The organism is Pseudoalteromonas sp. S8-8 (assembly GCF_000497875.1).
Taxonomy (GTDB): Bacteria; Pseudomonadota; Gammaproteobacteria; order Enterobacterales; family Alteromonadaceae; genus Pseudoalteromonas; species Pseudoalteromonas arctica.
Genome location: NZ_AUTR01000035.1, coordinates 53,625 through 77,581, shown reverse-complemented (window position 1 = coordinate 77,581; position 23,957 = coordinate 53,625). Strand labels below are relative to the sequence as shown.

Here is a 23,957-nt window from a genome sequence, read left to right as displayed (position 1 = left end):
AACCTAACGGCAACCACAAATACTTTAATTATGTAGACTGCGGTTTATCAGGTGTTTTAATTAAGTTACTCGCGATAATTGCAAATATACAATATGCGCTAAAATACCAAAACCCTTCACCAAATTGTGCATTCATAACAAGTAGCTCACCACTTTTACCATGGGCGTTACCTGCTAAGTAAGTCACTATTAATGCAATAACAAATACATCAACCATGCTCCACTTACTTAATGCACAAATAACCAGACCGAGCTTTTGCTTAAACCCATTCAAAGGTAGGCAACAATAAAGCAATTGTAATAGCAGCTTCAAGCTTGGAATAACAATAGAAAACAACCCCACTAAAGCGGCTACAAATAAATTATTATTGCTAGCAAGCTCTTTAACTGTGCCTAAAATACTTTGTGTTTTGTTATAGGCGCTAATCTCACCTTCTAACTTATCAAGCCCTAGCATGTTCGAGAACATCATTAGCATACTGCGAGTTCGACCATCGCCCTCTTCAGCCAGCATTTCAATACCCGCTTGCGCTAGTTTTGATTTATCTATGTTGCCCTCTATTGTTAATACTGGTTTTGTAATACCAGGAAACAATAAACAAAGAGCAACCACTACACTTATAACCGACAACCAATTACGCATATTTATTCTGCTATTGCCTCAATAATGTCGTCACTGTATAAAACAGCATCCAGTAAAAAATTAAATATATCGCCAATGTGTAGCTCTGAGTTTATGTTGGCCAAATGGACCATAGCTTCATCTACATTATCTAATTCAAATTCTTTTATAAGCGATAAACACTCACCTAAAGTGCCTTTTTCAAGTAGCAAAGCATCTGATATTGCAGCATCTAAGGTAAACTCTTTAACTATGTCTTTTAAATCAGCATCTAAAATAGCATCAAGCACCGAGAACAAACCCACTAGATACCCTTGCTCGGTCAGCTCTTTATTATTTTGCTCTAAAGTAAGCGACATAAATTGAGCCCGCGTTAAAGCAAGCTTAGTTAATTCGGTTGGTTTTTCGACCCCCAACTCACTAATTGCTAATACGCGAACAAATTGCCTTATTGTGTCTTCACCTAAATAAATAACCGCTTGTGAAATAGAAGTAATAACTAAATTTGCTTTGCCTGAACGCGCGTTAGCCAGCTTTAAAACCCTGGCTGTTATAGCTACATCTCTGGCCACTCGTTGATGAACTTCTTTAAAGCAAAGTTTTTGTTTTGCTGTAAAACGCAATAGATCAAAAACAGTTAACTTTGAAGGCTCTACACCTTTATACGTAATCATTTCTGGGCGAGAAAAAAAGAACCCCTGAAATAAATCACAGCCTGCCAATTTTAATATATTAAATTGTTCATGCGTCTCTATTCGTTCAACAATTATTTTTGCATGTGGATTTGCGCGTTTTATTTTTTTAATGCGCATATTGGTTTTAATAACCGGATCATCTATCTCAATTTTTATGTAATCAACATGTGCTAATAGTGGCTCCCATTTTGGATCGCCATCGTAATCATCAAGTGCAAAAACATACCCTTCTTTTTTAAGTTCTTGCACACGCTCAGCAACCGCAGGAATATTGCCCGTACGCTCTACTATTTCAATAACACTATTTTCTGGCAATAAAAGTTTGGGAAAGTTATCGAGAATAGTTTCTGATGACAAGTTTATAAAAGCTAAATGATGCGCGGTAAGTCTATCTAAACCTACCAACATTAATGCATTAAAAAACAGGCGGCTTGTCGCATGCACATCAGAAGTGCCCACAGGAAACGCATTGTTGGCTGAGTCTCGATAAAGCAGTTCGTACGAGAAAACATTCTGGTCTATATCAAAAATAGGTTGCCGCGCGACAAACTGAGTTATTTTTTGTACCTCATCAGGTATGTTATTTAATTTCACTTGGCTCTAAACCTATAAATAAGAGATGGCAAAACAGCCAATAATATGTGTACTTTAATGCAACTCGCATAAGATAAACATAGTCGTCATTGCAAAAATGTTAAAATTACATAACACTAATATAAAAATATTAATATAAAAGGTGGAGATTTGGCTAATTTTATTCGGTTATTAGTACTGAGCCCTCTGCTATTTGTATTTTTTAGCTATGCCAGCATTAACCCTACTCCCCTCAAATACAATGTTAGCGCGTCAGGTAGTCATTATCCATATTATACAAATGATCCAGAAAAGCCTGGTGTATTACCCGAAATTATTGAAAAAGCACTCGATGATACAAATATTGCAGCTTCTCATATCGACCTACCCACAAAGCGTATTACCAAATATTTACAAGATGAAATAATCGATTTTGATGTTATTTCATTAGAATGGCTCCCAAAGGATGAGAGAAATGACTCTCGTTATGTTTTTTCAGAGCCCCTTATTTATGCCACAGAAATGATTGTTACCTTGCCTCAAAATGCCCAGAACTGGCAAAACGCTGATAGCTTAAAGGGCAAAAATATAGGAACAGTACTAGGTTACTATTACTTTAATGACAACACCTTTGAGCGTGTTGACTTTCCATCCGAGAAAGAACTTATGACCGCTCTATCAAGAAACCGTGTAGAAGCAGCACTAATAGGTAAGTTAACTGCGCTCTATTGGGCAAAGCAGTTAGGGATAAACATTGCCTTTGGCGCACAGCATTCCCATGGTTTTTTAAGAATTCGTTTATTGAGCAAACATAAAGGGTTATTGCCCCAAATAAACCTAGCAATTAAAAACCTTCACGCTCAAGGATATATAAAAAGTATTGAAGATAAGTATATGAGTAATATACCCACACAAAATTAAGGGACTAATGGCGCAGAGCTCGTGTTTTGGAGTACAATAGCAGTAAATGTTAACTCGACCAGAATCAGAAAGAGCCCCATGAGTATTGAAAAAGCCTTAATCGAACGTAGTAATAATCAATGTGAATTGTGTGCAGCCACCGAGAACTTATCTGTTTATGAAGTACCACCGGTAACTGAAACCCACTCAGATAAATGTATTTACACGTGTCAAACATGTAAAGATCAAATCGAGAATAACAGCGAAATAACGCCTACACATTGGCACTGTTTAAACGATAGCATGTGGAGCCAAACTCCTGCAGTACAAGTTGTAGCTTACAGAATGCTTTCGCGTTTAGCGCCTGATAATGGCTGGGCACAAGATGCGCTAGACATGATTTACCTTGAAGAAGATACGCTAACGTGGGCTAAAAAAGCACTTGCTGAAGATGACGATTTAAAGCATGTAGATAGCAACGGTGTAGTACTTCAAGCAGGCGATACTGTTACCCTAATTAAAGACTTAGACGTTAAAGGTAGTAGCCTTACAGCTAAACGTGGAACAGCTGTTCGTAATATTGGCCTAACCAGCAACCCTGAACATATTGAAGGGCGAGTTGACGGCCAGCGCATTGTTATTTTAACTAAGTTTGTTAAAAAATAATCGTTTGTTTTTAATTATTAAAGGCGCTAATGCGCCTTTTTTTATGTTTAAAATAAGTTAAGGAATGATTAAGTAACTAGGTAATACACTAAGGACATAATATTGAGTAAGGATAACCAACATGGAAAAGCATCAAGCAGTATCTTCGCGTAAAAAGGCAGTTGCAGGGATTGGCTTATTGGCGCTTAGCGCTTTTGCAGTAACTGTCTGCGGTGAGCAAACTAAATCGACTGAAAACACAGAAATTGCAGAAGCAATAACCAGCCTAACTATCCAAGCTAGCTACAAAGATCGCAGTATGCTTCGCCCTGGCTCGCAATTAATAGTTACGCTTTCCAATGTATCTAAAATGGATGTAAAAGCCGATATAATCACACAAGAAGTGATTGATGTAACCCAAGCCCCGCCATTTACCGTTGAGCTAATTTATGATGCCAGCAAAATTAGCGATAAACATCGCTATAGCCTAAGCGCCAGAATTATAAATAAAGACAAAGTGCTTTACACAAGTACAACAAATCATGACCCGTTTGCAGAATCACAGTTAACTACCCCCTATAAAATTGAGCTTTCAAAAGTGTCGACTCAAAAACCCGATGTAACACTCACAAATACTTACTGGAAAGCAATAACAATAAATGCTCAAACTGTGAATGTTACAACTAAAGAACCATTCATTCAGTTCAATAAAGACCACCGCGTTAATGGCTTTTTAGGCTGTAATAATTTTAGCGGAAGCTATAGTACCGAGCAGCAAACAATTACACTTAGTCAGCTAGCAAGTACAAAAAAGATGTGCTCGGATAATATGAGCCAAGAAGCGGCTATGTCTGACGTACTTAGCAAAACTTCAAAGTGGGAAATAACAGGTGAATCACTAAAACTTAAAAACAGTCGCGGTAATACACTTGCTACTTTTAGTGCGGTTTATTTTAATTAATATTTAGCTCCCTTATATAAATATTACCTAACACATTCGTATTGATTTTAAATAAAATGCCCAGCAAAGCTGGGCATTTTATTATTCGTTATAAGCGCTATTTAAAGTTACTCATCAACGAGTTGTTCACTTCTGTAAAAACCACTTGGCTCACTTAACAAACTAACAAGTTCAGGCATTATTGCATCCATTGTTTGCTTTAGCTTCCATGGAGGATTAATTACAATCATGCCCGATGCTGTCATACCGTGTACATCAGTATCGGCTTCAGTGCCTAATTCAAATAACTGAATGTTGCGCATTCCTGAATCAATTAAGCCCTGCTCCATATTATCAATGCGTTCTCTATCAACAACCGGATACCAAATCATGTAAGTACCTGTAGCAAAGCGCTGATGAGCTTTAACTAAGGTTTTTACAACCGTTTCGTAGTCATCTTTAATTTCGTATGGAGGATCAATTAATACACACGCTCTGCGAGATGCTGGTGGTAACAAACCAACTAAGCCTGCAAAACCATCCTCTCCACGTACACGAATAGATCGCTTACCTTGCATGTTTTCTTCAAGTAATAATAAATCGCGCGGGTGCAGTTCAAAAAACCAACCCTTATCTTGGCGGCGTAAGTAGTGCTCTGCAATTTTTGGTGAACCTGGATAAAACGCAAGTTCGTCAGTGTCGTTAAATGACTTAATTAATTCAATGTATTCATTAAGCTCAGCATGCTCACTTTTATGATGCCAAAGTTTTTCAATACCATCTTGATACTCTTGCGTTTTTTGCGCATCGGCAGCTGCAAGTTCAAAAAAGCCAGCACCTGAATGTGTGTCTATATAATCAAGCGGTTTATCTTTAATTGTTTGATAATTTAGCACTTGTGCCAGTACTAAGTGTTTAAGTACATCGGCAGGATTACCCGCATGAAATGAGTGTCTGTAACTAAGCATTATTTATTTTCGCCATACGCAATTTAATATCGTAAGTGAACCATAAGCACTAGGCTTTGGCAACTTACACCAAGATAAGAGAGTGTTTAAGTGAACCATTTCTGAATGAAAAAGCCCATATGCTGAATTATCCCTTAACGCAAAAGAAAAATCAGCTAAAACCACCGTAAATGCTGGCAAATCAACACACTTTGCTTTACATTTGCATGACATTAATTACAGTTATATGAGCGCCTTTATGAATAACACTACTCTTCAACAACTCGAACAACTGATCGATTCTTTAATCGAACGTAATAACCAATTACAAACAGATGTTGTTACTTTAAAAGAACAGAACACTAAACTAAGCGATGACAACGAATTGCTACAACTTGAAGCTTTAGAAAATGAAGAAAAGCAAAAAGATGCCAGCACTACTTTATCTGGTCTTCTTGATAAGTTACAAAGCGCACAACAGGCTAGCTAATGTCTGAGCTGCAAAACCAGCGGGTCACTGTTGAGTTGCTAGGTAAAGAGCAGCAATTTGCTTGCCCTGAAGGGCAGGAAGATGCATTAATAGCAGCAGCTAAAAATCTAAATGACTTAGTTGAGCAAATGAAGCAACGCTCAACCGTTAGAAACGATCAAAAAGCCCTACTAATGGCAGCATTAAACTTAAGCCACGAATTGCTAGAAGCAAAAACACAGGCTACAGTTGAGCAACAGCATCAAGACCAAATGATTGATAAACTCAGTCAGCATTTGGCAAATGACCCCAAACACCAAAAATAAAAAGCGCATACTGCGCTTTTTGTTTATTATTAAAGTAATTAAACATCAGCGTAGAGATAATAAATGAAGTTAAAACTTTCAAACATAGCCTCTTCATGTAAGCACTTACTATTAGCATGCACTTTATTATCAATAGTACCTAGCACCTATGCTGCCGTCACTTGGAATACAATAAACCCTCATATTCAGTTTTTAAAGCAACAAGACAAGCTTCGCTTTTACGACTCTAACCAAGTGTTAATTGAAGGCGAGAAATGTGCCCTACTTGTTGATACGAGCGCCAATTTTGCTGCAGTTGAACAACTTGCTGAAGATTTAAAGAACCGCCTTAAAACACCCTTATGCTATTTAGTGGCTACCCACTACCATGACGATCACTTGCTAGGTATGGCGGTTATGCAAAATTTTTATCCTGATGCCAAGCTCATTGTTCATCAGCAGGTAAATAAAAATTTTAACCTTTATCAAACAGCATATACCGACAAGCTAGACACGTATGAAAAGAGCATTGAGCTGAGCTACCAACGATTAGCGAATGTGCCCAAAGAAGAGCAAGCTAAATGGCGAAATAAGTTAGAGCTTGCAAAAAAACGACTTTTTCGCTGGCAAGAATATCAACTTGGCGAACCAAAAATAATAATCGATAATCATAAAACTATCGACCTTGGTGGTTTTGAGATAACCATTGAGCCGCAGCAAGCCCATACTAACGGTGATTTAACTATTACTACTAATAATGGCAGTGTGCTGATTGGTGGCGATATCGTTGACTGGCTTCCTTACCCTGGACACGGTGAACTTAAAAGTTGGCAAACGTTGCTTAAGCAATATATTAACGACGAAAAGCTCACTATTATTTTACCTGGGCACGGCGGTACATTAACAAAAGAGCAGCTGAAACAGCCTCTATCATTTTTAACAGCCATAACAGAGCACGTTAAAAACAATAAAGATCAAAGTATTGAGCAGTTAATGCTGTCGTTTCCTGAATCAGTTATTGAGCCTTATAAACAAGAAGCGCTTAATATAAAATCGAGCAACTTCTTTTTACAAGCTGGCCTAAATCGCGCAAAAAGCGCAGAATAACTCAACACAACGGATTGTGTTAAAATAATAAAAGGAATTCACAAAAGTGATCACTATGCGCAGTTTGGTTTTATGTTGTTTGGGTATTTTGTTATTTGGTTGTCAATCAACGGAGCAAGAACCACAAGAAGCTCCACAAATATTTACTCATTTTGAGCCTGACTATACTTATGATATTGATGATGAAGTAGCTCAAACGCCCCAAGTTAGTGAGCACGTTACGCCACTTCAATTCAAAAAAACAATCGTAAAAAAGCGCCCACCAAAAACCACCGATCTGTGGGTGCATATAGCCAACAATCTACACTTTACGGTTTATCAAAATCGCGCGTTAAAAAAGCGTATCAGCTGGTACGCAAAGCAACCTAACTACTTACAAACTGTGAGTAAACGCGCAGCGCCTTACCTGTATCATATCGTAAAAAAAATTGAGCAAAAGCAACTACCTATGGAGCTCGCTTTACTACCATTTGTAGAAAGCGATTTTAGACCAACGATAGCCTCATCACAGCAAGCTGTTGGTGTTTGGCAGTTAGTTGGCGCAACAGCGCATCACTTTGGAGTTAAGTCAGACCAATGGTACGACGGTCGCCAAGACGTACTTGCTTCAACCGATGCTGCACTTGATTACTTAAGCTACTTACATAAACGCTTTGATGGTAATTGGCTACATGCTTTGGCTGCTTATAACAGTGGTGAGGGCCGCGTTAAACGCGCAATCGAAAAAAACAAAAAACGCGGTAAAAGCACCGATTACTGGTCACTCAGTCTGCCAAAAGAAACCGCCGACTACGTACCCAAGTTACTCGCTTTAAGCTATTTAGTTAAGCACCCACAAAAGGGCATTAAACGCCCAAAGCTTGCATATAAGCCATTTACAACACAGATGAATATAGGCCAGCAGTTCGACTTTTCAGTCATCGCTAAGCTCTCTGGTATAGGTTCAAAGCAGTTACACGCGATTAATCAGGGATATTTAAAAAATCAAAGCTCACCTAACGGGCCGCATACTTTACTGCTGCCTATAGGGCAAGAGGCCTTATTAAAAAGTCAGTTTTTTAAATCAAACTTTGCTGGAGAGTACATCGTTAAACAAAACGACACGCTATACGGCATCGCTAAACGTTTTAGTATGTCGGTAAAAGCTTTAAAACAACTTAATAACAAAAATAATAATTTAATAGGCGTTGGAGAAAAGTTATTAGTTGGACAACCTAAAACCCTGCCAAGCACATTAACTGTTGATTACAAAATCAGCCCTTATTTAGAACACCAAGAGATTGCGATTCCCACCATTGAAATAGATTATGAAGTTAAGTCGGGCGATAGCCTTTGGAGTATAAGTCAGCTTTACGATGTACCTCATAGCGACTTGGCAAAATGGAACAAACTCTCTGCATCAAGTATTTTAAAGCCTGGCACTCAATTAGTACTGTTTATACCACAGGCTGAAAAGCAAAAAGCAGCCCCAACAAAAAAAGATTTTCTGCTAAATTTACAAAAAACACTAAATCAGCCACGTTAAGTTTATAAACAAGTATATTTCGCGTAAAATTGCGCCCTAACATAGTTATTATTTGAAGAGACAAGCATGCAAATTAGCAAAAATTCAGCAGTTGAATTTCATTACACCCTTAGCGAAGCGGGCGAGCAAATTGAAAGTAGCACAAACGAAGCGCCACTGACTTACATTCATGGCAGCGAAGGCATGCTTCCTGGTTTAGAAAAAGCACTTGAAGGCAAAGAAGCTGGCGAAAAATTTAGTGTAACTCTAGAGCCAAGTGAATCATACGGCGAGCGTGTTGATGACTTAATTCAACGTATTCCGCTTAAGCACCTACAAGGCGACGTTAAAGTATGGAAACCTGGTATGACAGCAATGGTTAGCTCTAACCAAGGTCGTCATCAGGTTACTATAGTTAAGGTTGGTCGTTTTAACGCAGATTGTGATTTAAACCACCCATTTGCTGGTAAAACGCTAACGTTTGACGTTGAAGTTATATCAGTACGTGAAGCAACAAGTGAAGAAGTTTCTCACGGACACGTGCACGCTGAAGGCGGCTGTGGTCACTCTCACTAGTTAGCAATAAAGGAAGTAAGTATGTCTAAAGTTGCAGTTGTTACAGGTGGTACAAAAGGTATTGGCTTAGCCGTAGTAAAGCGTTTGCTAAACAATGGCTATGAAGTACATAACCTTGATATAGAGCTGAGCGAAATCGGTATATTTCATCAGTGTGATGTAAGTGATGTATCGGCGGTACAAAGCTGTATCAACGCTATCTGTGAACAAAGCAAACGTATTGATGTACTTGTTTCTAATGCTGGAAAACACTTAAGCGCAAATATAGAAAGCACCGACGAGCAAACTCTCGATGCACTTTTTGCGCTTAATGTTAAAGGCGCTTATGCCGCAATACAAAGCGTATTGCCAAGCATGAAAGCGCAAAATGGCGGCGCTATTATATTAGTCGCTTCCGATCAGGCAATTATAGGTAAACAAAACTCTTTTGCGTATAACCTAACAAAACATGCCCTTGCCTCAATGGCTAAAACAACAGCGCTTGATTACGCGGGTTTTAATATTAGAGCAAATGCGGTATGCCCTGGCACAATAGAAACCCCGCTATTTCATAACGCGATAGATGCGTACTGCGCAAAAAGTGGCGCAAACAAAGCTGAAATAGTTGCCGAGGAAGCAAGTCTGCAACCGCTTAACCGATTAGGTCAAGCCGACGAGGTTGCCGCCCTTGTGGGCTTTTTAGCAAGCGACGATGCCAGCTTTATTACTGGCAGCCTACAAAGTATTGATGGTGGTTACACAGCGCAATGAGCATGCAAATTATTGACCCTCATGTGCATTTTTTTAATCTTGCCGAGGGGCAATATACTTGGCTACAAGGCGAAAACCCGCCAGCATGGCCTAACCTAGAAAAAATTAAACAACCAATAAGTGCAGAGCAACTTGTTAAAAGTACTGATTTTGAACTTGCGGGTATTGTGCACATTGAGGCTGGGTTTGATAACACCTCCCCTATTAACGAGCTAAACTGGCTAGACTCGCATTTAAAAGGTATTCCATTTAAAGCCATTAGTTACAACCAAATTGACGCATCGGCTGATCAGTTTATAAACTCGTTAGAAGCTTTAGCTCATCTGAGTTTGTGTGGCATTAGAGATATAACCGAAGGTACTGACGCAAAGCGTTTATTAGATGCTAATAGTTTTAAAAACCTAACAATATTATCAGATACCCAACTGCATTTTGAAGCTCAATTTGATATTGAAAATAGCGAAATAACCAAACAAATAGCTTACTACGCTAAGCAGCTACCGCAGCTTCAAATTATAATTAATCATGCAGGACTGCCAAGTAATTTAAATGATTGGCGACAAGGTGTTGAGTTACTTGCTCAGCATGACAACATAGCAATTAAATTCTCTGGTTTTGAATTACTACAACTCACCAGCGAGCAACAAGCAGCGTGTTTTAGTTTTCTTTTTAATCACTTTGGCCAGCAGCGTATTATGTTTGCTAGCAACTTCCCTGTGTGCCAAATAAATACAAGCTACAACAATCTATGGCACTGCCATAAGGCGTTATGCTCAAACGATAAGACATGGCATGACCTTAGCTATACAAACGCTAAGCACTACTACCAAGTGTAAGTAAAACTAGTTATATTAAACTCTCTTTTTATGATAATACGGCCAATTTATGAAAATGTACTTTTTACTAATCGTTGTATTTTCAGCGCTTCTTCTCAATGGCTGCATATCTCAAAACCCAGACCCGACACCTAAGCTGCAACATGCCCTACTGGCAAAGCCAAATAAAACAGCCGTTAGCAAAGCAATTAAAACACTTGTACATATGCAAGAGACTCAATTAGCTGATGATGTATTTACTACCAGCGGCACAGTAACCCTTAGCAATGTAGATGGTAATAATATTATCGACACGCAAAGTCGCAATACACCCGATCAGTTTGAATTGATGATTAAAGGTAATCAGTGCTACATACGCCATCTCGATAGCAAAGCAACTATTGAACTTAAAGACGTGGAATGTAAAGTCAACGAGTTATAACAAGCTTTACCTCCCCCCGAACAAGTAAAAGCCGGTAAGTGACTAATCACTTACCGGCTTTTTAATGCATGACCTAAAGTTAGCTTAAAAGGCTATTATTTTATTTCTACGCGTTGAGAACGCATAACAATCTCATCGTTTAATTCAATACCTAACCCAGGCTCTTCTGATACTTCAAAGAAACCATTTTTAGGTTGTGGGTCTTGTAAACATAACTCGCGGTTCCACTTTTTAATCGCATAAGTATGGTGCTCATGAATCAAAAAGTTAGGGATAGCCGTTTCTAAGTGCAGTGATGCTGCCGTTGCAACAGGCCCGCCACATACGTGAGCTTGAATACGCACATCAAAAATATCAGCGTAATCACACACTTTTTTGGTTTCGGTAAAACCACCACATAAACCAATATCAGGTTGTAGAACATCAATACTTTGATCTTCTAAGTACGGGCGCACACCCCAGCGATTATACAAACGTTCACCACCAGCAATTGGCACATTAACTTTATCTGCTACTTTTGCATGTAATGAATGGTTTAAATAGTTAACTGGCTCTTCAAAGTACATACAGTCAAATTCTTCTGCAATTTCACCCAACTGAATGGCGGTTGTCACGCCCGGTAAACTGTGGCATTCAAAAATAATGTCTACTTCGTCGCCTACGGCTTCGCGAATAGCTTGCATGCGTGCACGGTATAGCTTCATTTCAGTGCGTGAGATTATTTTTGTACGGTCGTAATAAGTATTGCCGTCTTTATCGTACTGAATTGGATCTACTTTTACTGCATCGTAACCTTCGGCCATCGCCTTTAAAGCCGCTTCTGCATATTCTTGCGGTTGTACTAGCGCTTTAAATTCGCTATCCCAGTCAAACTGTAATTGCGAAGCGTACGTACGTAGTTTGTCGTTAACCTTACCGCCTAATAATTGATATACAGGCAAACCAAGCGCTTTACCTTTTATATCCCAAAGTGCGGTATCAATTGCGCTCATTGCAGCATATACAACAGGTCCGCCACCTAAACCCCAAAAGCTCTCACGTAACATACGTGACCATAGTTTTTCTGTTTGAAATGGGTCGTGGCCGATTAAAAAGGCGTCGGCCATTTCTTTAATCATAGCCGCTGCAGCACTGTGACCTAAATCGTATGCAAGGCCCGCTTCGCCAACACCACTAATACCTTCGTCAGTATGAATACGTACAAACACAGGTGTCCACGAAGGTCTATCAGGACAGTGAATATCAAATACTTCAACGCGATTTACTTTCATTAAAATTCCTTATTAACCGCTATGGGTTATTTTGCAAAACTAGGGTCAAGTCGATACGCTTTACGTAACATCGCAGGCCACGCAAGTTGCCCGCCAGTGCTGCCACTGTGTACTACGTTTGCTTGATTATAAATATTGTCGATTATAGGTTGCGGTACTTCAATCACCTCTTGCGAGCTTGATTGTAGTGCTAATTGAATTTCACACGCTCGCTGTAAATCATAAAAGCGCATAAACGCATCGCCTACCGTTGGGCCTACTGTTAAGCCACCATGATTTACCAATAACATATGGCTAGTGTTGCCTAAATCATCTTGCAGCACTTTTCGCTCGTCGTCGTTTACTGCAAGCCCTTCGTAGCCATGATAAGAAAGCGATGGCAGTGAAAACATTGAATACTGGCTAAGCGGTAATAAACCATTTTTTTGTGTAGCTACAGCGATTGTTTCTTTAGTATGAAGGTGAATAACACAATGAGCGTCTTCGCGTACCTCATGAATCGCACTGTGAATAGTAAAGCCAGCTGGATTAATACTAAATGGCGTATCGTCAATAATATTACCGTCTAAGTCGACCTTTACTAAATTAGACGCAGTTACTTCATCAAAGGTTAAACCAAAGGCATTCACTAAGTAATGATCGGTGCCAGGCAAACGTGCTGATAAATGCGTATAGATTAAATCCCCCCAACGAAAGTGCTCTACCAGTCTATAACACGCGGCTAAATCAACACGCAGTTGCCACTCTTGTGCCGATACTTTATTTTTTAAATCGAGTTGGGGTAAATCAAACATAATAAGCCTTTTAAAAACGTACATTATTAACCTGTACGAACAGATGTTTAGAAGTCTAAAGCAGTCTCTATTTTATAGCAAACACCAAACAAAACAGCCACACTATTGTGTGGCTGTTTGTAAAATTAAAATACCAATTGCATTAAAATGGTATAGCTGCGTAAATTATTTTACGTTAGCTAGGTAATCTGCGATTGCTTCAAACTCTTCATCAGTTACCGTTGCAACCATTGCTTTCATAGCCATGGTCATACCGTTATTACGTGCACCTGATTTGATGTCTTTCATTTGCGCTACTAAATAGTCTTTGTTTTGACCGTTTAGTTTAGGGTACATACCCATAATTGGTGCTTTACCTTCAGCGCCATGACAAGTTTGACAATTTTTAGCGGTATAAAGTGCAGCGCCATCGGCAGCAGCTGCATTAAACGAGAAGCTTGCGGCTAAAGTAATGCCCGCGCCTAATAGTAGTGTTTTCATCTTGCTCATTGTATTTACTCTTCTTTTTTGACGGTTAGAAAAACTGTTCTATTGATTGTAGTAAACAATCAAATAAAAAGCATACGTACGAAACGACGCTAGACGATCAACTTAACCAAAAACCGCTAACTCGTTTCTGTCTCACTTTTATATACTTTATCAAATAAAAATGAGCTTACCCTTAATGGACTATTACCACACTATATCATCTGGTACTTCAAAGTCTGCGTACGGGTCATCTTCATCTTTTGGTTTGTTTTCTGGCTCTACATGAAAAACAATATACTTTTCGTCAACTTCGGCCACTTTGCGTGCTGGTTCGTCGTCTAATACGTAAAATTGCCCTTCTAGTACACAAATAGCTAAACGACCGCCCGATAACGCTTTTTGCGTTTTCTCGTTCACGTCGATATTTTTTACTTTGTTTTGATAAGTAAAATTAAATGTGCGCTCACCACGAATAGCGTCTTGGTTGTGGTGCTCTAAAATTTGTTTAACACGCGCTTCTTGCTCGCGCTGCTTTAAACTCACTTGGCGTGTTTGGTTAAGCTCTTCAGCTTTTTTTTGCTGTTCTAGCTTGGTTTGTTGAATATGCTTTTGCAGATCACTTGGGTTGCTAGTAGCCCCTTTCTTTTGCTTTTTTTGTTGCTTACGCTTTTCTGATTTAGCAACTTTAGCATTATGCGATGTTGTTAATCCTGCTTGAAGCAATTGGTCTTGTAATGAACCCATGGCTTTGTTCCACTAAAAACTAATATTATCGCTATTTTAATCACCAACGAGTTCAAATAACAGCGCTATCGACATTAATCTAGCAAACTAGTTAAAACAAACCATGATATAGCGCAATGACTATGGTTTTAATTATGAATTAAAAGCAATTTTTAATACAATACCACGCAATCAATCAGCAAATGCACGAGCCATATAATGCGTTTACCTCATCTACTCGTTTGCTCGGTATTTATATTTTTTGTGCTTTATGCACCCCAACCCCTACTTAGCCTTTTTGCGAGCGAATTTAATGTAGCACCTGCGGTAGCTGGCAGCTTAATGACTGCAACTATGCTGCCCTTAGCCATTGCCCCGCTCGTTTATGGTTTATTTTTAGCAAAAATAAATCCACTACTTATATTACGTATTGCAATGGTGCTTTTAGGCCTTAGCTGCTTACTTTTTATTTATGTACCTAGCTTTGAGCTTTTATTATTAGTCAGATTTTTACAAGGTTTAACGCTCCCCGCAGCTTTAACAGCAATGACTAGCTATATAGGTATGAGCTATAGCGCTGATACACTTCAAAAAAACATGACCCTATATATTGGTAGCAGTATAGTTGGTGGTTACTTTGGTCGTGTGCTCGCAGCTTTGTTTAGCGACTTATGGAATTGGCAGAGCTTTTATTACGTAATTGCTTTTATGCTTATTTGCTTAGCTTTGACAATTAAGCATTCTCGCTTTACAAACCCAGCTACACCGTCGCAGCTCTCCCCTCTGGATTACATTAAACAACTTAAAGAAGGCGCTATCCTTAAAGTGTACGGTGCCGTCTTTTGTATGTTTTTTTGTTTTGCTGCATTACTTAATTACTTACCGTTTATATTACAAAACACGTTTTTAATTACCAATACTCGTGACATAGGTTTAGTTTACAGTGGTTATTTAGTTGGGGCCCTCGCCTCTATTGCTGCACCTTGGTTGCTTAAAAAAGTCCCTTCGCCTTGGCATTTATTAACTGCGGTATTTAGTTTTTATAGTGTGAGTATTATTTTATTAATGAGCCACCAGCTTAGCTTATTTTTAATCGCATTTACTTTGTTTTGTGGTGCTATGTTTGTGATTCATTCAACTGCCGCACCGCTCGTTAATAAAATAAGTAAAGCCCCGCCAAGCGTAACCAATGGCGGATATGTATCGTTTTATTACAGTGGTGGGGCATTGGGGTCGTTATTACCCGGTGTGGTATACCAACATCATGGGCAAACAGCGTTTATGTTTACGCTGCTTGCGGTTTGTTTATGTGGTTTATCGTTAATTATGTGGGCTTATTTTGAGGGTAAAAATACAACGCGCGGTTGATGCTTTGTGTGATTAAAAAATGTTTCTAAATCAGCTTTACTAAGCAACCATGTTTGGGTGTTTTCAAACGGATGACAATGAAACAAATCACCACCCCAAATATCTTGGTCAACCCATAAGCTCACTTCGTTTTGCTTATCATTTAAAAGAGCCAACATAGATACACACCCAGGAGCCACTTTTAAATACGTTGCTAAGCGTTCACTCGATGCAAATCCTAAACGCGAAAGCCCTTGTTGCTTTGATAGTGCCTTTAAATCGAGTTGCTTATTGTGCGCTGTAATAACTAAAAAGTGTCGCTTGCCTTCGTTATCGCGTAAAAACAGGTTTTTAAGACGAGTACCTGGGCGCTCAATCATAAACTCATCAGCCGCTAAGCTAGTATGTAGCGGCGGATGTTCTATTGCATCGTAAGTAATATCTAGGTCCGCTAAAAGCTCTGCTAACTTAGTTTTATCAGGCAACATATTACAAACAACGCCCTCTTAGCTGTACACTCAAATCTCGCCATAAAACATCATTAACTTCATGTTTGTTATCGCAGTATTTACGCTCTTTTAGCTCTTGATTTAATAATTCAACTGCTTGGTCTTCTAGCTGTAACTTCAGAATGCTCGATTCTTCAAAATGCTCTTTCTCTATATACTGCTTAACCTCACCACGGCTTGGTCTATTGTTAGGACCACGGTCTAGGTTAAAGTTTTCACGATGCTTAGCTTTTACCGAAACAACATAAGCAAAAAGCTTATTGCCTTGCTCATCTTGCTTTTCGTGAAACTGTTTATTATTTATTTCAAAAGGCGGATCGTCATTCGAGGCACAGCCAGCGAGTAAAACCATAAGCGCTAGAACACATTTTTTCATTGTTTTTTATCGTTTTAGTTTTGAATTAAGCCGAGTCTAACAAAAATTGACGTAAACAGTGAAAATTTACGAAAAAATACTTGACCAATTTTATAAAAAAACTTAAAGTTCGTCCCGCTTGGAACTCAGCAGTCAAGCAGTTACATTATATGTAACTTAGGAATGTGGGGCTATAGCTCAGCTGGGAGAGCGCCTGCCTTGCACGCAGGAGGTCAGCAGTTCGATCCTGCTTAGCTCCACCACTTTCCTACTCCTTTTCAAATTCGCTCTACTCTTCTATTTTTCCATTGTTTTTATTATTTTTTGACACCCTACTATTCTAATTTTTCATTCTATATAATTTTAAATTTATCCATTCAACTTGTGTCTTTACAAGTTTTTAGCTATACATAATGTCACACATTAGTACTTTAGGCTTAACATGGACATACCTAAGCGTTCAACGCTAAAAAAGCTAGCTGCAATAGGTTTAACAGCTGGTGCAATAACACATGCGCCTTATGTTTTTGCCCGAAAAAAAGTCATATTAAGAGTACTTGGTACGCATGTAACACTCCAAGAGGCTATTCGCAAGCAAGCGATGAGTGACTTAGGTATTAATATAGAATTTACTCCCGCAGGCAGCGCTGCTGTTTTGCAAAAGGCATCAATGGACCCAAGCTCCTTTGATTTATACGAACAATGGTCAAACAGCATTAATGTGCTTTGGGATGCAGGTTCTATACAGCCAATAGAAAAAAAACGACTCACCTACTTTAACGAGATAAATCCACTTACTAAAACGGGAAAACTAACCGAAACTGCAAGTATTGGTGCAGGTGATGCTCCCTATAAATTATTAAATGTTCAACCCGATGGCACATTAAGCTCACAAGAAAGCGATCATATTAGCTTTTTACCTTATGTGCATAATGTTGACTCTTTTGGTTACAACACCGATTTTATTAAGCCCGGTATAGCATACGAAACCGAAAGCTGGAGTTGGCTGCTTGATGACGAGAACAGAGGTAAAGTAGCTATCGTAAATGCGCCTACCATTGGACTCTTTGACCTAGCCCTAGCAGCACAAAGTAAAGGGCTTATAAAATTTAACAATATAGGTGCGATGACTCGTTCAGAACTTGATAGATTGTTTAGTATATTACTCGACTTTAAACGCCAAGGTCACTTTAGTGGCTATTGGAATTCGGTTCCTGAGTCGATTGAATTTATGAAAAGTAAGCGAGCCCATATAGAAAGTATGTTTTCGCCTGCCGTCTCTGCGTTAAACAGCCAAAATATTAATGTTCGTTTTGCCGCGCCAAAAGAAGGCTACCGAGGCTGGCATGGTGTTATGTGTTTATCGTCACAAACACAAAGTAGCGTAAAAGATGCAGCTTACGATTATATGAACTGGTGGCTTTCGGGTTGGCCTGGTGCATTTATTGCTCGCCAAGGTTATTACATTAGTAACCCACAACGCTCTAAACTACTCTTATCGCCGGCCGAATGGGATTACTGGTACGGTGGAAAAGTAACAAGCATAGATTTATTAAATACAAATGGCGACGTAGCAGTAAAAGCAGGTGGACAACGTAATGGCGGTAGTTACCATAAACGCTTTAGCAATGTAGCAGTATGGAATACAGTTATGCCAACCTATGACTACAGTCTACAAAAATGGTATGAGTTGATTAGCCGATAATGATAATAAATTCAATTAAATCAAAAATAATATTAGCTTTGTGTTCGCTGATTGGATTACTTCTTTTACAAAGCTATTTGTTTAACTATTCACAAACGTCCTTACTTAACTTGCAAAAGTCGCAGCATAACGCGCTTATTCAAAGTGAAGCTGTGAATCACTTAGAAAACGATATTATTTCCCTGCAAGGGCATGCAGTTTCATTTATTGACAATGCAAATGAAAATACGATTACCAAATTTAATTTTTACTTAAATAAGGCAAATCTAGATCTTAAGCAACTAAAAGCAAACACTCAAAACCATACACCACAGTACAAAAACTCACTAATACGCCTTGGCGAGTATCTAAATAATTACCAAGATACATTTGGCCAAGTTGTCGTAAACAGACAAAAACGCGAACACCTTTACACTACTCAGTTCAAACAGCCTATTGATGACCTACAGGTAACAATTAGTGATTTAGAAGGGTCTTCAAACAATGATAATAAAGTTATTTTTAACGATGTTTTACTCACAATAAGTAATTTAAAACACGCAATTATAAGCTATCTCTATAAACCTAATTTTGATGAAGCACAAAATGTAAAACAAAACTTAAATCACTTACATAAAAAACTAACGAGCACCTCTGTAATAAATGAATCCCTCTCCAATAAAACAACAAGCTTAAAACAAGCTTATAACCAACTTGTATTACTCACCCGTAGCTACACTTTTTCTGTAAATGTAGTGCTTACAGGCATAGAAAACGAATTGCTGTATTTAACTAATGAAATTAAAAACATAGAAAAAAATAAACTAATCAAAACAGAAGAGCTACTAAGTAGCCACTTAACAAAAAATACAGAACAGGCAAATATATTTGCCGTTTTAATTATGTTAATCATTTTATTTTTAAGCTATTTTATTTTTAGATCGGTTATAAAACCAATTACTCAGCTCACTTTATTACTTAAAGATATGAATAGCGAAAAGCCAGTGACTATTTCAAATAACAGCCAAAATCAAACTGAAATAGCATCGGTAATAAAAGCAGCTAACGCTTTATATTTAAAAAATAAGCAAACCAAAGAGCTACTCAATAAAACCCGCGTATTAAATTCCCAAATGGAAGCAATGAATGCCGACCTGACGAGTGCTATGGAGCAAACCGATAAAGCCAATAAAACAAAAATAGATTTTGTAGCCAATATGAGTCATGAACTTCGCACCCCAATGAATGGCATATTAGGTATGTTGCAACTTTTACAAAGCAGTGAGCTTCCCTCAAGGCAAAAACACTATGCAGATAAAGCCTTTTCAAGTGCTCAAAATTTATTGCAGATTTTAAATAATATTCTAGATTTTTCTAAACTAGAATCGGAAAAAGTTCAGTTAGAGCAAATCCCTTTTACCTTACATACTATAGTTTCTAACGTTCAAAATTTATTCTCAACAAATGCTAAGCAAAAAGGCTTGTTATTAAACTTTACTTTACACGTTGATGCAGGGCTTGAACTTATTGGCGACCCAATGCACTTAAGCCAAATAATAAATAACTGTGTAGGTAACGCAATTAAATTTACTGAGCATGGTGAAATATCATTAATTATAGAAGCGACATCTCAACACGAAAAAACAATAAACCTTCGCTTTAGTATAAAAGACACGGGTATTGGGATGACGCAAGAGCAATCAAAAATTATATTCCAGTCTTTCTCGCAAGGTGATTCAAGCACAACAAGAAAGTATGGTGGGACCGGTTTAGGGCTCACTATAAGCAAACAATTAACTAAATTGCTGGGCGGAGATATACAAGTAAGGAGCACGATTAATCAAGGTAGCGAGTTTTTCTTTACTCTACCCTTTACTTTATCTGAGCAACAAAAGCTTAAAAAACACGCCTTATTAATTAGCCCTGATAATGAGCAAATTAAAAAATTAATGGACTTACTAAGTGATATAAATATAACGACAGAAACAACACAAGAACCATTAAGAGCCATTGCAAAAATGTCTCAGCCTAGTAGCCCATTTAGTATTGTAATAATGTCGATAGAAAAAAAAGAGCTCAACGATAACTTTATTTTACAACAACTGTACGCTCAAAATAAAAACGTTAATGAAAAATTGACACTGATTTTATTAATTACCGATGAAGAGTCTCCTGAGCCAATTGCAAAAAATGAAAATATAGACATTATAATTATTGGTAATAAAAATAGTGAAGTTGAAATTTTAAGAAAGCTTTCACCAAATAATTTTAAAGAAAAGCAATTAAAGCCTCACCCTAAATTCTCGGGTTTTAATGCATTAGTTGTTGATGATAATAGAATTAACCAAGAAATAGCCTCCGCCCTTTTAGCAAGATTAGATATGACCGTGATCATTGCTGACAATGGACATGATGCATTAGATAAAGTAGAGAAAAATGACATCGATATTATTTTTATGGATGTTCAAATGCCAGTTATGGATGGGCTAGAAGCAACAAGCATATTAAGAGAGCGAGGCTACAAAACTCCCATAATTGCAATTACAGCAGCCGCAGATCCTAATGATAAAAAAGCAGCGTTTAGAGCGGGTATGGATGACTTTTTAGTAAAACCGATTATTTTTGATGCGCTTTACGAAAGTATAGAAAAGCATCTGCAAAGTAGCGAATCTCTGAGCACTATAAACCTGCCTTTAGCAAAAGAAAACCTAGAAAGCAATGACGAATTGTTAGCTAAATTATTTACTCAGTTTGTTAACGATTACAATGACTTTTCGATTAAAGCTGATATATTAATCAAAAATAGAGAGTTAGAAAGCTTAATTCGACTAGTACATACACTCAAAGGCTTGGCCGGCACATTAGGCTTTGAGCTACTGCAACAAAGCGCGCAAAGTGTTGAGGAAAGCTTAATAGATAAGAAAAGTATTAATTTATCTCATTTTAATGAGCAATTAATACTTACACTTTTTGCTGTAAAACAATTTTTGATAGCTGACAGCTTTAAAAAAGAACATATACAGCAACATGAACTAGAAAATGAAGACTCGGTTATTGATAATATATACTCATTAGCATTAACGGCTCGCCCCGTACCTAGCAGTTTGGTTAGACAGCTAGAAATGAATCAATATGATAGAGGCCACTCCCTATTTAAGCTTAAAGAAGCAATTGATCATTTTAACTACGCGTTAGTAATTGAGCTTATTGATAAGTATAGAAACGATAATAAAAATTAGGCATAACCACTAACCTGAACTAGATTTAATATTGTAAAGAACGCAGAGAAGGACAGATAGTGCATTCAAATTACCTCGCAAACAATAATGGATTAACCACAGAACAAAAGCATAAACCTTTAATTCTTATTGTTGATGACGAACCTAGTAATTTACACGTATTAGTAGAAGGACTTTTAACTGACTACGATGTACGTATTTCTACTAGTGGTGAGCAGGCTTTGATCTTTATTGAGTCAACTAGGCCTGACTTGATTTTATTAGACATAATGATGCCCGGCATGGACGGCTACGAAGTATGTAATATACTCAAAGCGAAACAAAATACCAAAGGCATCCCCGTCATATTTGTAACTGCGCTTACCGAAGAAGAGTCTGAAGAAAAAGGCTTTGCTATGGGCGCAATTGACTACATACACAAACCTTACAAGCTAGCGCTCGTTAGAGCACGCATTCGCACTCATATTACCGCTCAAGGCATGCTAGATAGGCTTATAGAAAAAAACTTTGACCTGCACGACAAACTACTTGAAATTGAGTCACTGGCGAAAGAATTAAGTCAGCGTGAAGAAGAATTAAAAGAACTCTCCTCAAAACAAAAGTTATTTTATCAAGCCCTAACGGGAACTGCTGATGGCGTTGTTATTACCGACAGTAACGGAAAAATTATTGCCGTAAACCCTTCATTTTGCCGGATTACAGGTTACTCTGAATCTGACTCCCTGCAAATGCAGTTGCACGATATTAAACAAAATAACCACCCTAGTATTAGCTTTGATCAAGTATGGGAACATGCTAGCCAAGCAGGCTATTGGAGTGGAGAACTTGTAACTAGACGAAAAAATGGCGAGCTTTACCCTGAGCTGCTAACTCTCAGTATGGTAAAAAGCGAGCAAGATACCAACGTGCACTATATTGGTGTATTTAGTGATATTTCTAGCGTTAAGATAACGCAAGAAAGAATTCACTACCTCACATGGCATGATGAACTTACAGGTTTACCCAACCGAAATGGTTTTTTAAAGCAGTTGGAGCAGCAACTTCAGGTTTGTAGTACCGAAAATAGTTATGCCTATATTTATATTATTGACATAGACAGCTTCCACTCAATAAATGATGGATTAGGCCTACTCGCTGGCGATAACATATTAAAAGAATTAACTAAACGAATTCATTCTAAGGTGAGTAAAAAAGATGTTATTGCTCGCTTAGGCAGTGATGAATTTGCAGTACTGTGTACAGTTGAAAAAGGCGTTGGCAGGATCAGAGCCCAAGCTATGGCTGAAAATAAAGCCCAAGAACTGCTCATAAGTGTAAACCACTCCTTTGTGGTTGATGAACAAGACGTTAGCTTAACAGTAAGTATTGGCACGTATATTTTTCCTCGAGAAGATCAGTGGGAAAGTGCTATAGAAACAATTCGTAACTGTGAGGCGGCTTGTTACAAAGCAAAAGAAAAAGGCGGTAATAGAGTTACCTTTTTTGATACTTCGTTTGGCGAGCAAGCAAAACGCCGTTTTGAAATAGAGCAAGATTTACGTAAAGCAATCTCAAATAACGAGTTATCCCTATATTTACAATCCCAATTTGACCGAAGCCAAATCCTTAAAGGGGCTGAGGTTTTATTAAGATGGGAGCATCCTCAAAAAGGCTTCATTAGCCCTGGTGAGTTTATATCTATAGCCGAAGAGTCAGATATAATTTATGACTTAGATTGCTGGGTAACTTCAAATGCACTTGAAATATTAACGCAACTTAGTAAAACTCACCCTAAGTTAAACCTATCAATTAATGTAAGTGGCAGGCACTTTCATGAAGCGCGTTTTTTAAGCTTTATTAGCCAACAAATAAAGCAACATAGCATTAATCCTCAGCAACTCACTATTGAGATAATTGAAGGTACATTGCTTAATCACATGGAAGCGGCTATTGAGGCTGTTCACTTTCTCAAGAAGCTAGGTATTAGGGTATCAATTGATGACTTTGGTACTGGATATTCGAGTTTAACTTATCTTAAACAATTACCCATACAAGAACTAAAAATTGACCGTTCTTTTGTATTGGAAGCACCGACTGATAATAACGATAAGTTAATTATTGATATGATTGTAAGCTTAGGCCGTTTATTTGAACTCGAGATAGTTGCCGAAGGTGTAGAGAACCAGTCCCACTTTGATTTATTGCAAGAATATCCAGAAGTTATTCTTCAAGGCTATTATTTACACAGGCCTGAACCTGCAAGCGACTGGCTTGAAAAATTAAATTAATTACAGAGTA

General features: G+C 38.0%; 24 protein-coding genes and 1 tRNA gene. 16 read left to right on the top strand and 9 right to left on the bottom strand.

Annotated elements, in window-relative coordinates; all coding sequences use genetic code 11:
• Positions 1-28: 28 nt before the first annotated feature.
• Positions 29-643: a paraquat-inducible protein A gene (locus L659_RS0111135; protein WP_010554372.1), complete on the bottom strand. Its 615-nt coding sequence runs from the start codon at positions 641-643 to the stop codon at positions 29-31.
• 2 nt (positions 644-645) lie between these two features.
• Positions 646-1,911: an EAL and HDOD domain-containing protein gene (locus L659_RS0111130; protein WP_024590584.1), complete on the bottom strand. Its 1,266-nt coding sequence runs from the start codon at positions 1,909-1,911 to the stop codon at positions 646-648.
• A gap of 150 nt (positions 1,912-2,061) precedes the next feature.
• On the opposite strand from L659_RS0111130, the gene L659_RS0111125 reads away from it, so the two are divergent.
• The 3 genes from L659_RS0111125 (at position 2,062) to L659_RS0111115 (ending at position 4,396) form a co-directional block, all read left to right on the top strand.
• Complete coding sequence (locus L659_RS0111125; RefSeq protein WP_024590583.1) at positions 2,062-2,811, top strand: substrate-binding periplasmic protein; 750 nt, start codon at positions 2,062-2,064, stop codon at positions 2,809-2,811.
• 78 nt (positions 2,812-2,889) lie between these two features.
• Positions 2,890-3,456 (top strand): PhnA domain-containing protein, encoded by a 567-nt coding sequence (locus tag L659_RS0111120; RefSeq protein ID WP_007586451.1) that lies wholly within the window; start codon positions 2,890-2,892, stop codon positions 3,454-3,456.
• Between the two features lie 121 nt (positions 3,457-3,577).
• Complete coding sequence (locus tag L659_RS0111115; protein ID WP_024590582.1) at positions 3,578-4,396, top strand: META domain-containing protein; 819 nt, start codon at positions 3,578-3,580, stop codon at positions 4,394-4,396.
• A 107-nt stretch (positions 4,397-4,503) separates the two neighbouring features.
• Here L659_RS0111115 and L659_RS0111110 read toward each other — a convergent pair whose 3' ends face one another.
• Positions 4,504-5,343 (bottom strand): 23S rRNA (adenine(2030)-N(6))-methyltransferase RlmJ, encoded by an 840-nt coding sequence (locus tag L659_RS0111110; RefSeq protein WP_007586449.1) that lies wholly within the window; start codon positions 5,341-5,343, stop codon positions 4,504-4,506.
• 238 nt (positions 5,344-5,581) lie between these two features.
• Here L659_RS0111110 and L659_RS0111105 point away from each other — a divergent pair, with 238 nt between their 5' ends.
• The 8 genes from L659_RS0111105 (at position 5,582) to L659_RS0111070 (ending at position 11,290) form a co-directional block, all read left to right on the top strand.
• A complete protein-coding gene (locus L659_RS0111105) occupies positions 5,582-5,812 on the top strand; it encodes a hypothetical protein (protein ID WP_007586448.1) in 231 nt (76 codons plus the stop codon).
• The gene (locus tag L659_RS0111100) at positions 5,812-6,117 is read left to right on the top strand and encodes a cell division protein ZapA (protein WP_007586447.1); all 306 of its coding nucleotides are present in this window, start codon (positions 5,812-5,814) and stop codon (positions 6,115-6,117) included. The genes L659_RS0111105 and L659_RS0111100 overlap by 1 nt, the downstream gene beginning before the upstream one ends.
• Positions 6,118-6,180: 63 nt before the next feature.
• Positions 6,181-7,203: an MBL fold metallo-hydrolase gene (locus L659_RS0111095; protein ID WP_024590581.1), complete on the top strand. Its 1,023-nt coding sequence runs from the start codon at positions 6,181-6,183 to the stop codon at positions 7,201-7,203.
• A 55-nt stretch (positions 7,204-7,258) separates the two neighbouring features.
• Positions 7,259-8,728 carry a LysM peptidoglycan-binding domain-containing protein gene (locus L659_RS0111090; RefSeq protein WP_024590580.1) on the top strand — a complete coding sequence of 490 codons (1,470 nt, stop codon included), beginning with the start codon at positions 7,259-7,261 and terminating at the stop codon, positions 8,726-8,728.
• A gap of 66 nt (positions 8,729-8,794) precedes the next feature.
• Positions 8,795-9,283 (top strand): FKBP-type peptidyl-prolyl cis-trans isomerase, encoded by a 489-nt coding sequence (locus tag L659_RS0111085; protein WP_007586440.1) that lies wholly within the window; start codon positions 8,795-8,797, stop codon positions 9,281-9,283.
• Positions 9,284-9,304: 21 nt separating this feature from the next.
• Positions 9,305-10,033, top strand: a complete 729-nt coding sequence (locus L659_RS0111080) for an SDR family NAD(P)-dependent oxidoreductase (protein ID WP_024590579.1) — start codon at positions 9,305-9,307, stop codon at positions 10,031-10,033.
• On the top strand, positions 10,030-10,869 hold the full coding sequence (locus L659_RS0111075; RefSeq protein WP_024590578.1) for an amidohydrolase family protein: 840 nt from the start codon (positions 10,030-10,032) through the stop codon (positions 10,867-10,869). The genes L659_RS0111080 and L659_RS0111075 overlap by 4 nt, the downstream gene beginning before the upstream one ends.
• Before the next feature lie 49 nt (positions 10,870-10,918).
• Positions 10,919-11,290 carry a hypothetical protein gene (locus L659_RS0111070; protein ID WP_024590577.1) on the top strand — a complete coding sequence of 124 codons (372 nt, stop codon included), beginning with the start codon at positions 10,919-10,921 and terminating at the stop codon, positions 11,288-11,290.
• Positions 11,291-11,385: 95 nt separating this feature from the next.
• Here the strand turns inward: L659_RS0111070 and L659_RS0111065 are convergent, their stop codons facing one another.
• The 4 genes from L659_RS0111065 to L659_RS0111050 form a co-directional block, all read right to left on the bottom strand.
• Positions 11,386-12,561 (bottom strand): mandelate racemase/muconate lactonizing enzyme family protein, encoded by a 1,176-nt coding sequence (locus tag L659_RS0111065; protein ID WP_007375956.1) that lies wholly within the window; start codon positions 12,559-12,561, stop codon positions 11,386-11,388.
• Between the two features lie 26 nt (positions 12,562-12,587).
• Complete coding sequence (locus L659_RS0111060; RefSeq protein ID WP_024590576.1) at positions 12,588-13,355, bottom strand: class II aldolase/adducin family protein; 768 nt, start codon at positions 13,353-13,355, stop codon at positions 12,588-12,590.
• Positions 13,356-13,520: 165 nt separating this feature from the next.
• Positions 13,521-13,844, bottom strand: a complete 324-nt coding sequence (locus L659_RS0111055) for a c-type cytochrome (protein ID WP_002957866.1) — start codon at positions 13,842-13,844, stop codon at positions 13,521-13,523.
• 183 nt (positions 13,845-14,027) lie between these two features.
• Positions 14,028-14,567, bottom strand: coding sequence for a DUF2058 domain-containing protein (locus L659_RS0111050; RefSeq protein WP_002957867.1), 540 nt, complete (start codon positions 14,565-14,567; stop codon positions 14,028-14,030).
• A gap of 198 nt (positions 14,568-14,765) precedes the next feature.
• Between L659_RS0111050 and L659_RS0111045 the strand changes: the two genes are divergently transcribed.
• Positions 14,766-15,914: an MFS transporter gene (locus L659_RS0111045; protein ID WP_010554361.1), complete on the top strand. Its 1,149-nt coding sequence runs from the start codon at positions 14,766-14,768 to the stop codon at positions 15,912-15,914.
• Here the strand turns inward: L659_RS0111045 and L659_RS0111040 are convergent.
• Together L659_RS0111040 and L659_RS0111035 are read right to left on the bottom strand one after the other, a co-directional pair.
• Positions 15,881-16,381 (bottom strand): prolyl-tRNA synthetase associated domain-containing protein, encoded by a 501-nt coding sequence (locus L659_RS0111040; protein ID WP_024590575.1) that lies wholly within the window; start codon positions 16,379-16,381, stop codon positions 15,881-15,883. The two genes, L659_RS0111045 and L659_RS0111040, sit on opposite strands and share 34 nt — an antisense overlap.
• A gap of 1 nt (position 16,382) precedes the next feature.
• Positions 16,383-16,778 (bottom strand): hypothetical protein, encoded by a 396-nt coding sequence (locus L659_RS0111035; RefSeq protein ID WP_024590574.1) that lies wholly within the window; start codon positions 16,776-16,778, stop codon positions 16,383-16,385.
• A 166-nt stretch (positions 16,779-16,944) separates the two neighbouring features.
• Between L659_RS0111035 and L659_RS0111030 the strand changes: the two genes are divergently transcribed.
• From L659_RS0111030 to L659_RS0111015, 4 genes are all read left to right on the top strand, one after another.
• Positions 16,945-17,020: transfer RNA gene (locus tag L659_RS0111030), tRNA-Ala, on the top strand.
• A gap of 179 nt (positions 17,021-17,199) precedes the next feature.
• Positions 17,200-18,462 carry an ABC transporter substrate-binding protein gene (locus tag L659_RS0111025; protein ID WP_024590573.1) on the top strand — a complete coding sequence of 421 codons (1,263 nt, stop codon included), beginning with the start codon at positions 17,200-17,202 and terminating at the stop codon, positions 18,460-18,462.
• Positions 18,462-21,680 carry a response regulator gene (locus L659_RS0111020; RefSeq protein WP_024590572.1) on the top strand — a complete coding sequence of 1,073 codons (3,219 nt, stop codon included), beginning with the start codon at positions 18,462-18,464 and terminating at the stop codon, positions 21,678-21,680. Before L659_RS0111025 ends, L659_RS0111020 begins: the two co-directional genes overlap by 1 nt.
• A gap of 59 nt (positions 21,681-21,739) precedes the next feature.
• Complete coding sequence (locus L659_RS0111015; RefSeq protein WP_024590571.1) at positions 21,740-23,947, top strand: two-component system response regulator; 2,208 nt, start codon at positions 21,740-21,742, stop codon at positions 23,945-23,947.
• Positions 23,948-23,957 lie beyond the last annotated feature (10 nt).

Excerpts from the sequence above, each read along its gene's own strand:
- L659_RS0111135 (WP_010554372.1), bottom strand. The coding sequence starts at position 643 with ATGCGTAATTGGTTGTCGGTTATAAGTGTAGTGGTTGCTCTTTGTTTA.
- L659_RS0111120 (WP_007586451.1), top strand. The coding sequence starts at position 2,890 with ATGAGTATTGAAAAAGCCTTAATCGAACGTAGTAATAATCAATGTGAA.
- L659_RS0111115 (WP_024590582.1), top strand. The coding sequence starts at position 3,578 with ATGGAAAAGCATCAAGCAGTATCTTCGCGTAAAAAGGCAGTTGCAGGG.
- L659_RS0111110 (WP_007586449.1), bottom strand. The coding sequence starts at position 5,343 with ATGCTTAGTTACAGACACTCATTTCATGCGGGTAATCCTGCCGATGTA.
- L659_RS0111105 (WP_007586448.1), top strand. The coding sequence starts at position 5,582 with ATGAATAACACTACTCTTCAACAACTCGAACAACTGATCGATTCTTTA.
- L659_RS0111100 (WP_007586447.1), top strand. The coding sequence starts at position 5,812 with ATGTCTGAGCTGCAAAACCAGCGGGTCACTGTTGAGTTGCTAGGTAAA.
- L659_RS0111095 (WP_024590581.1), top strand. The coding sequence starts at position 6,181 with ATGAAGTTAAAACTTTCAAACATAGCCTCTTCATGTAAGCACTTACTA.
- L659_RS0111090 (WP_024590580.1), top strand. The coding sequence starts at position 7,259 with ATGCGCAGTTTGGTTTTATGTTGTTTGGGTATTTTGTTATTTGGTTGT.
- L659_RS0111085 (WP_007586440.1), top strand. The coding sequence starts at position 8,795 with ATGCAAATTAGCAAAAATTCAGCAGTTGAATTTCATTACACCCTTAGC.
- L659_RS0111080 (WP_024590579.1), top strand. The coding sequence starts at position 9,305 with ATGTCTAAAGTTGCAGTTGTTACAGGTGGTACAAAAGGTATTGGCTTA.
- L659_RS0111075 (WP_024590578.1), top strand. The coding sequence starts at position 10,030 with ATGAGCATGCAAATTATTGACCCTCATGTGCATTTTTTTAATCTTGCC.
- L659_RS0111070 (WP_024590577.1), top strand. The coding sequence starts at position 10,919 with ATGAAAATGTACTTTTTACTAATCGTTGTATTTTCAGCGCTTCTTCTC.
- L659_RS0111065 (WP_007375956.1), bottom strand. The coding sequence starts at position 12,561 with ATGAAAGTAAATCGCGTTGAAGTATTTGATATTCACTGTCCTGATAGA.
- L659_RS0111060 (WP_024590576.1), bottom strand. The coding sequence starts at position 13,355 with ATGTTTGATTTACCCCAACTCGATTTAAAAAATAAAGTATCGGCACAA.
- L659_RS0111055 (WP_002957866.1), bottom strand. The coding sequence starts at position 13,844 with ATGAGCAAGATGAAAACACTACTATTAGGCGCGGGCATTACTTTAGCC.
- L659_RS0111050 (WP_002957867.1), bottom strand. The coding sequence starts at position 14,567 with ATGGGTTCATTACAAGACCAATTGCTTCAAGCAGGATTAACAACATCG.
- L659_RS0111045 (WP_010554361.1), top strand. The coding sequence starts at position 14,766 with ATGCGTTTACCTCATCTACTCGTTTGCTCGGTATTTATATTTTTTGTG.
- L659_RS0111040 (WP_024590575.1), bottom strand. The coding sequence starts at position 16,381 with ATGTTGCCTGATAAAACTAAGTTAGCAGAGCTTTTAGCGGACCTAGAT.
- L659_RS0111035 (WP_024590574.1), bottom strand. The coding sequence starts at position 16,778 with ATGAAAAAATGTGTTCTAGCGCTTATGGTTTTACTCGCTGGCTGTGCC.
- L659_RS0111025 (WP_024590573.1), top strand. The coding sequence starts at position 17,200 with ATGGACATACCTAAGCGTTCAACGCTAAAAAAGCTAGCTGCAATAGGT.
- L659_RS0111020 (WP_024590572.1), top strand. The coding sequence starts at position 18,462 with ATGATAATAAATTCAATTAAATCAAAAATAATATTAGCTTTGTGTTCG.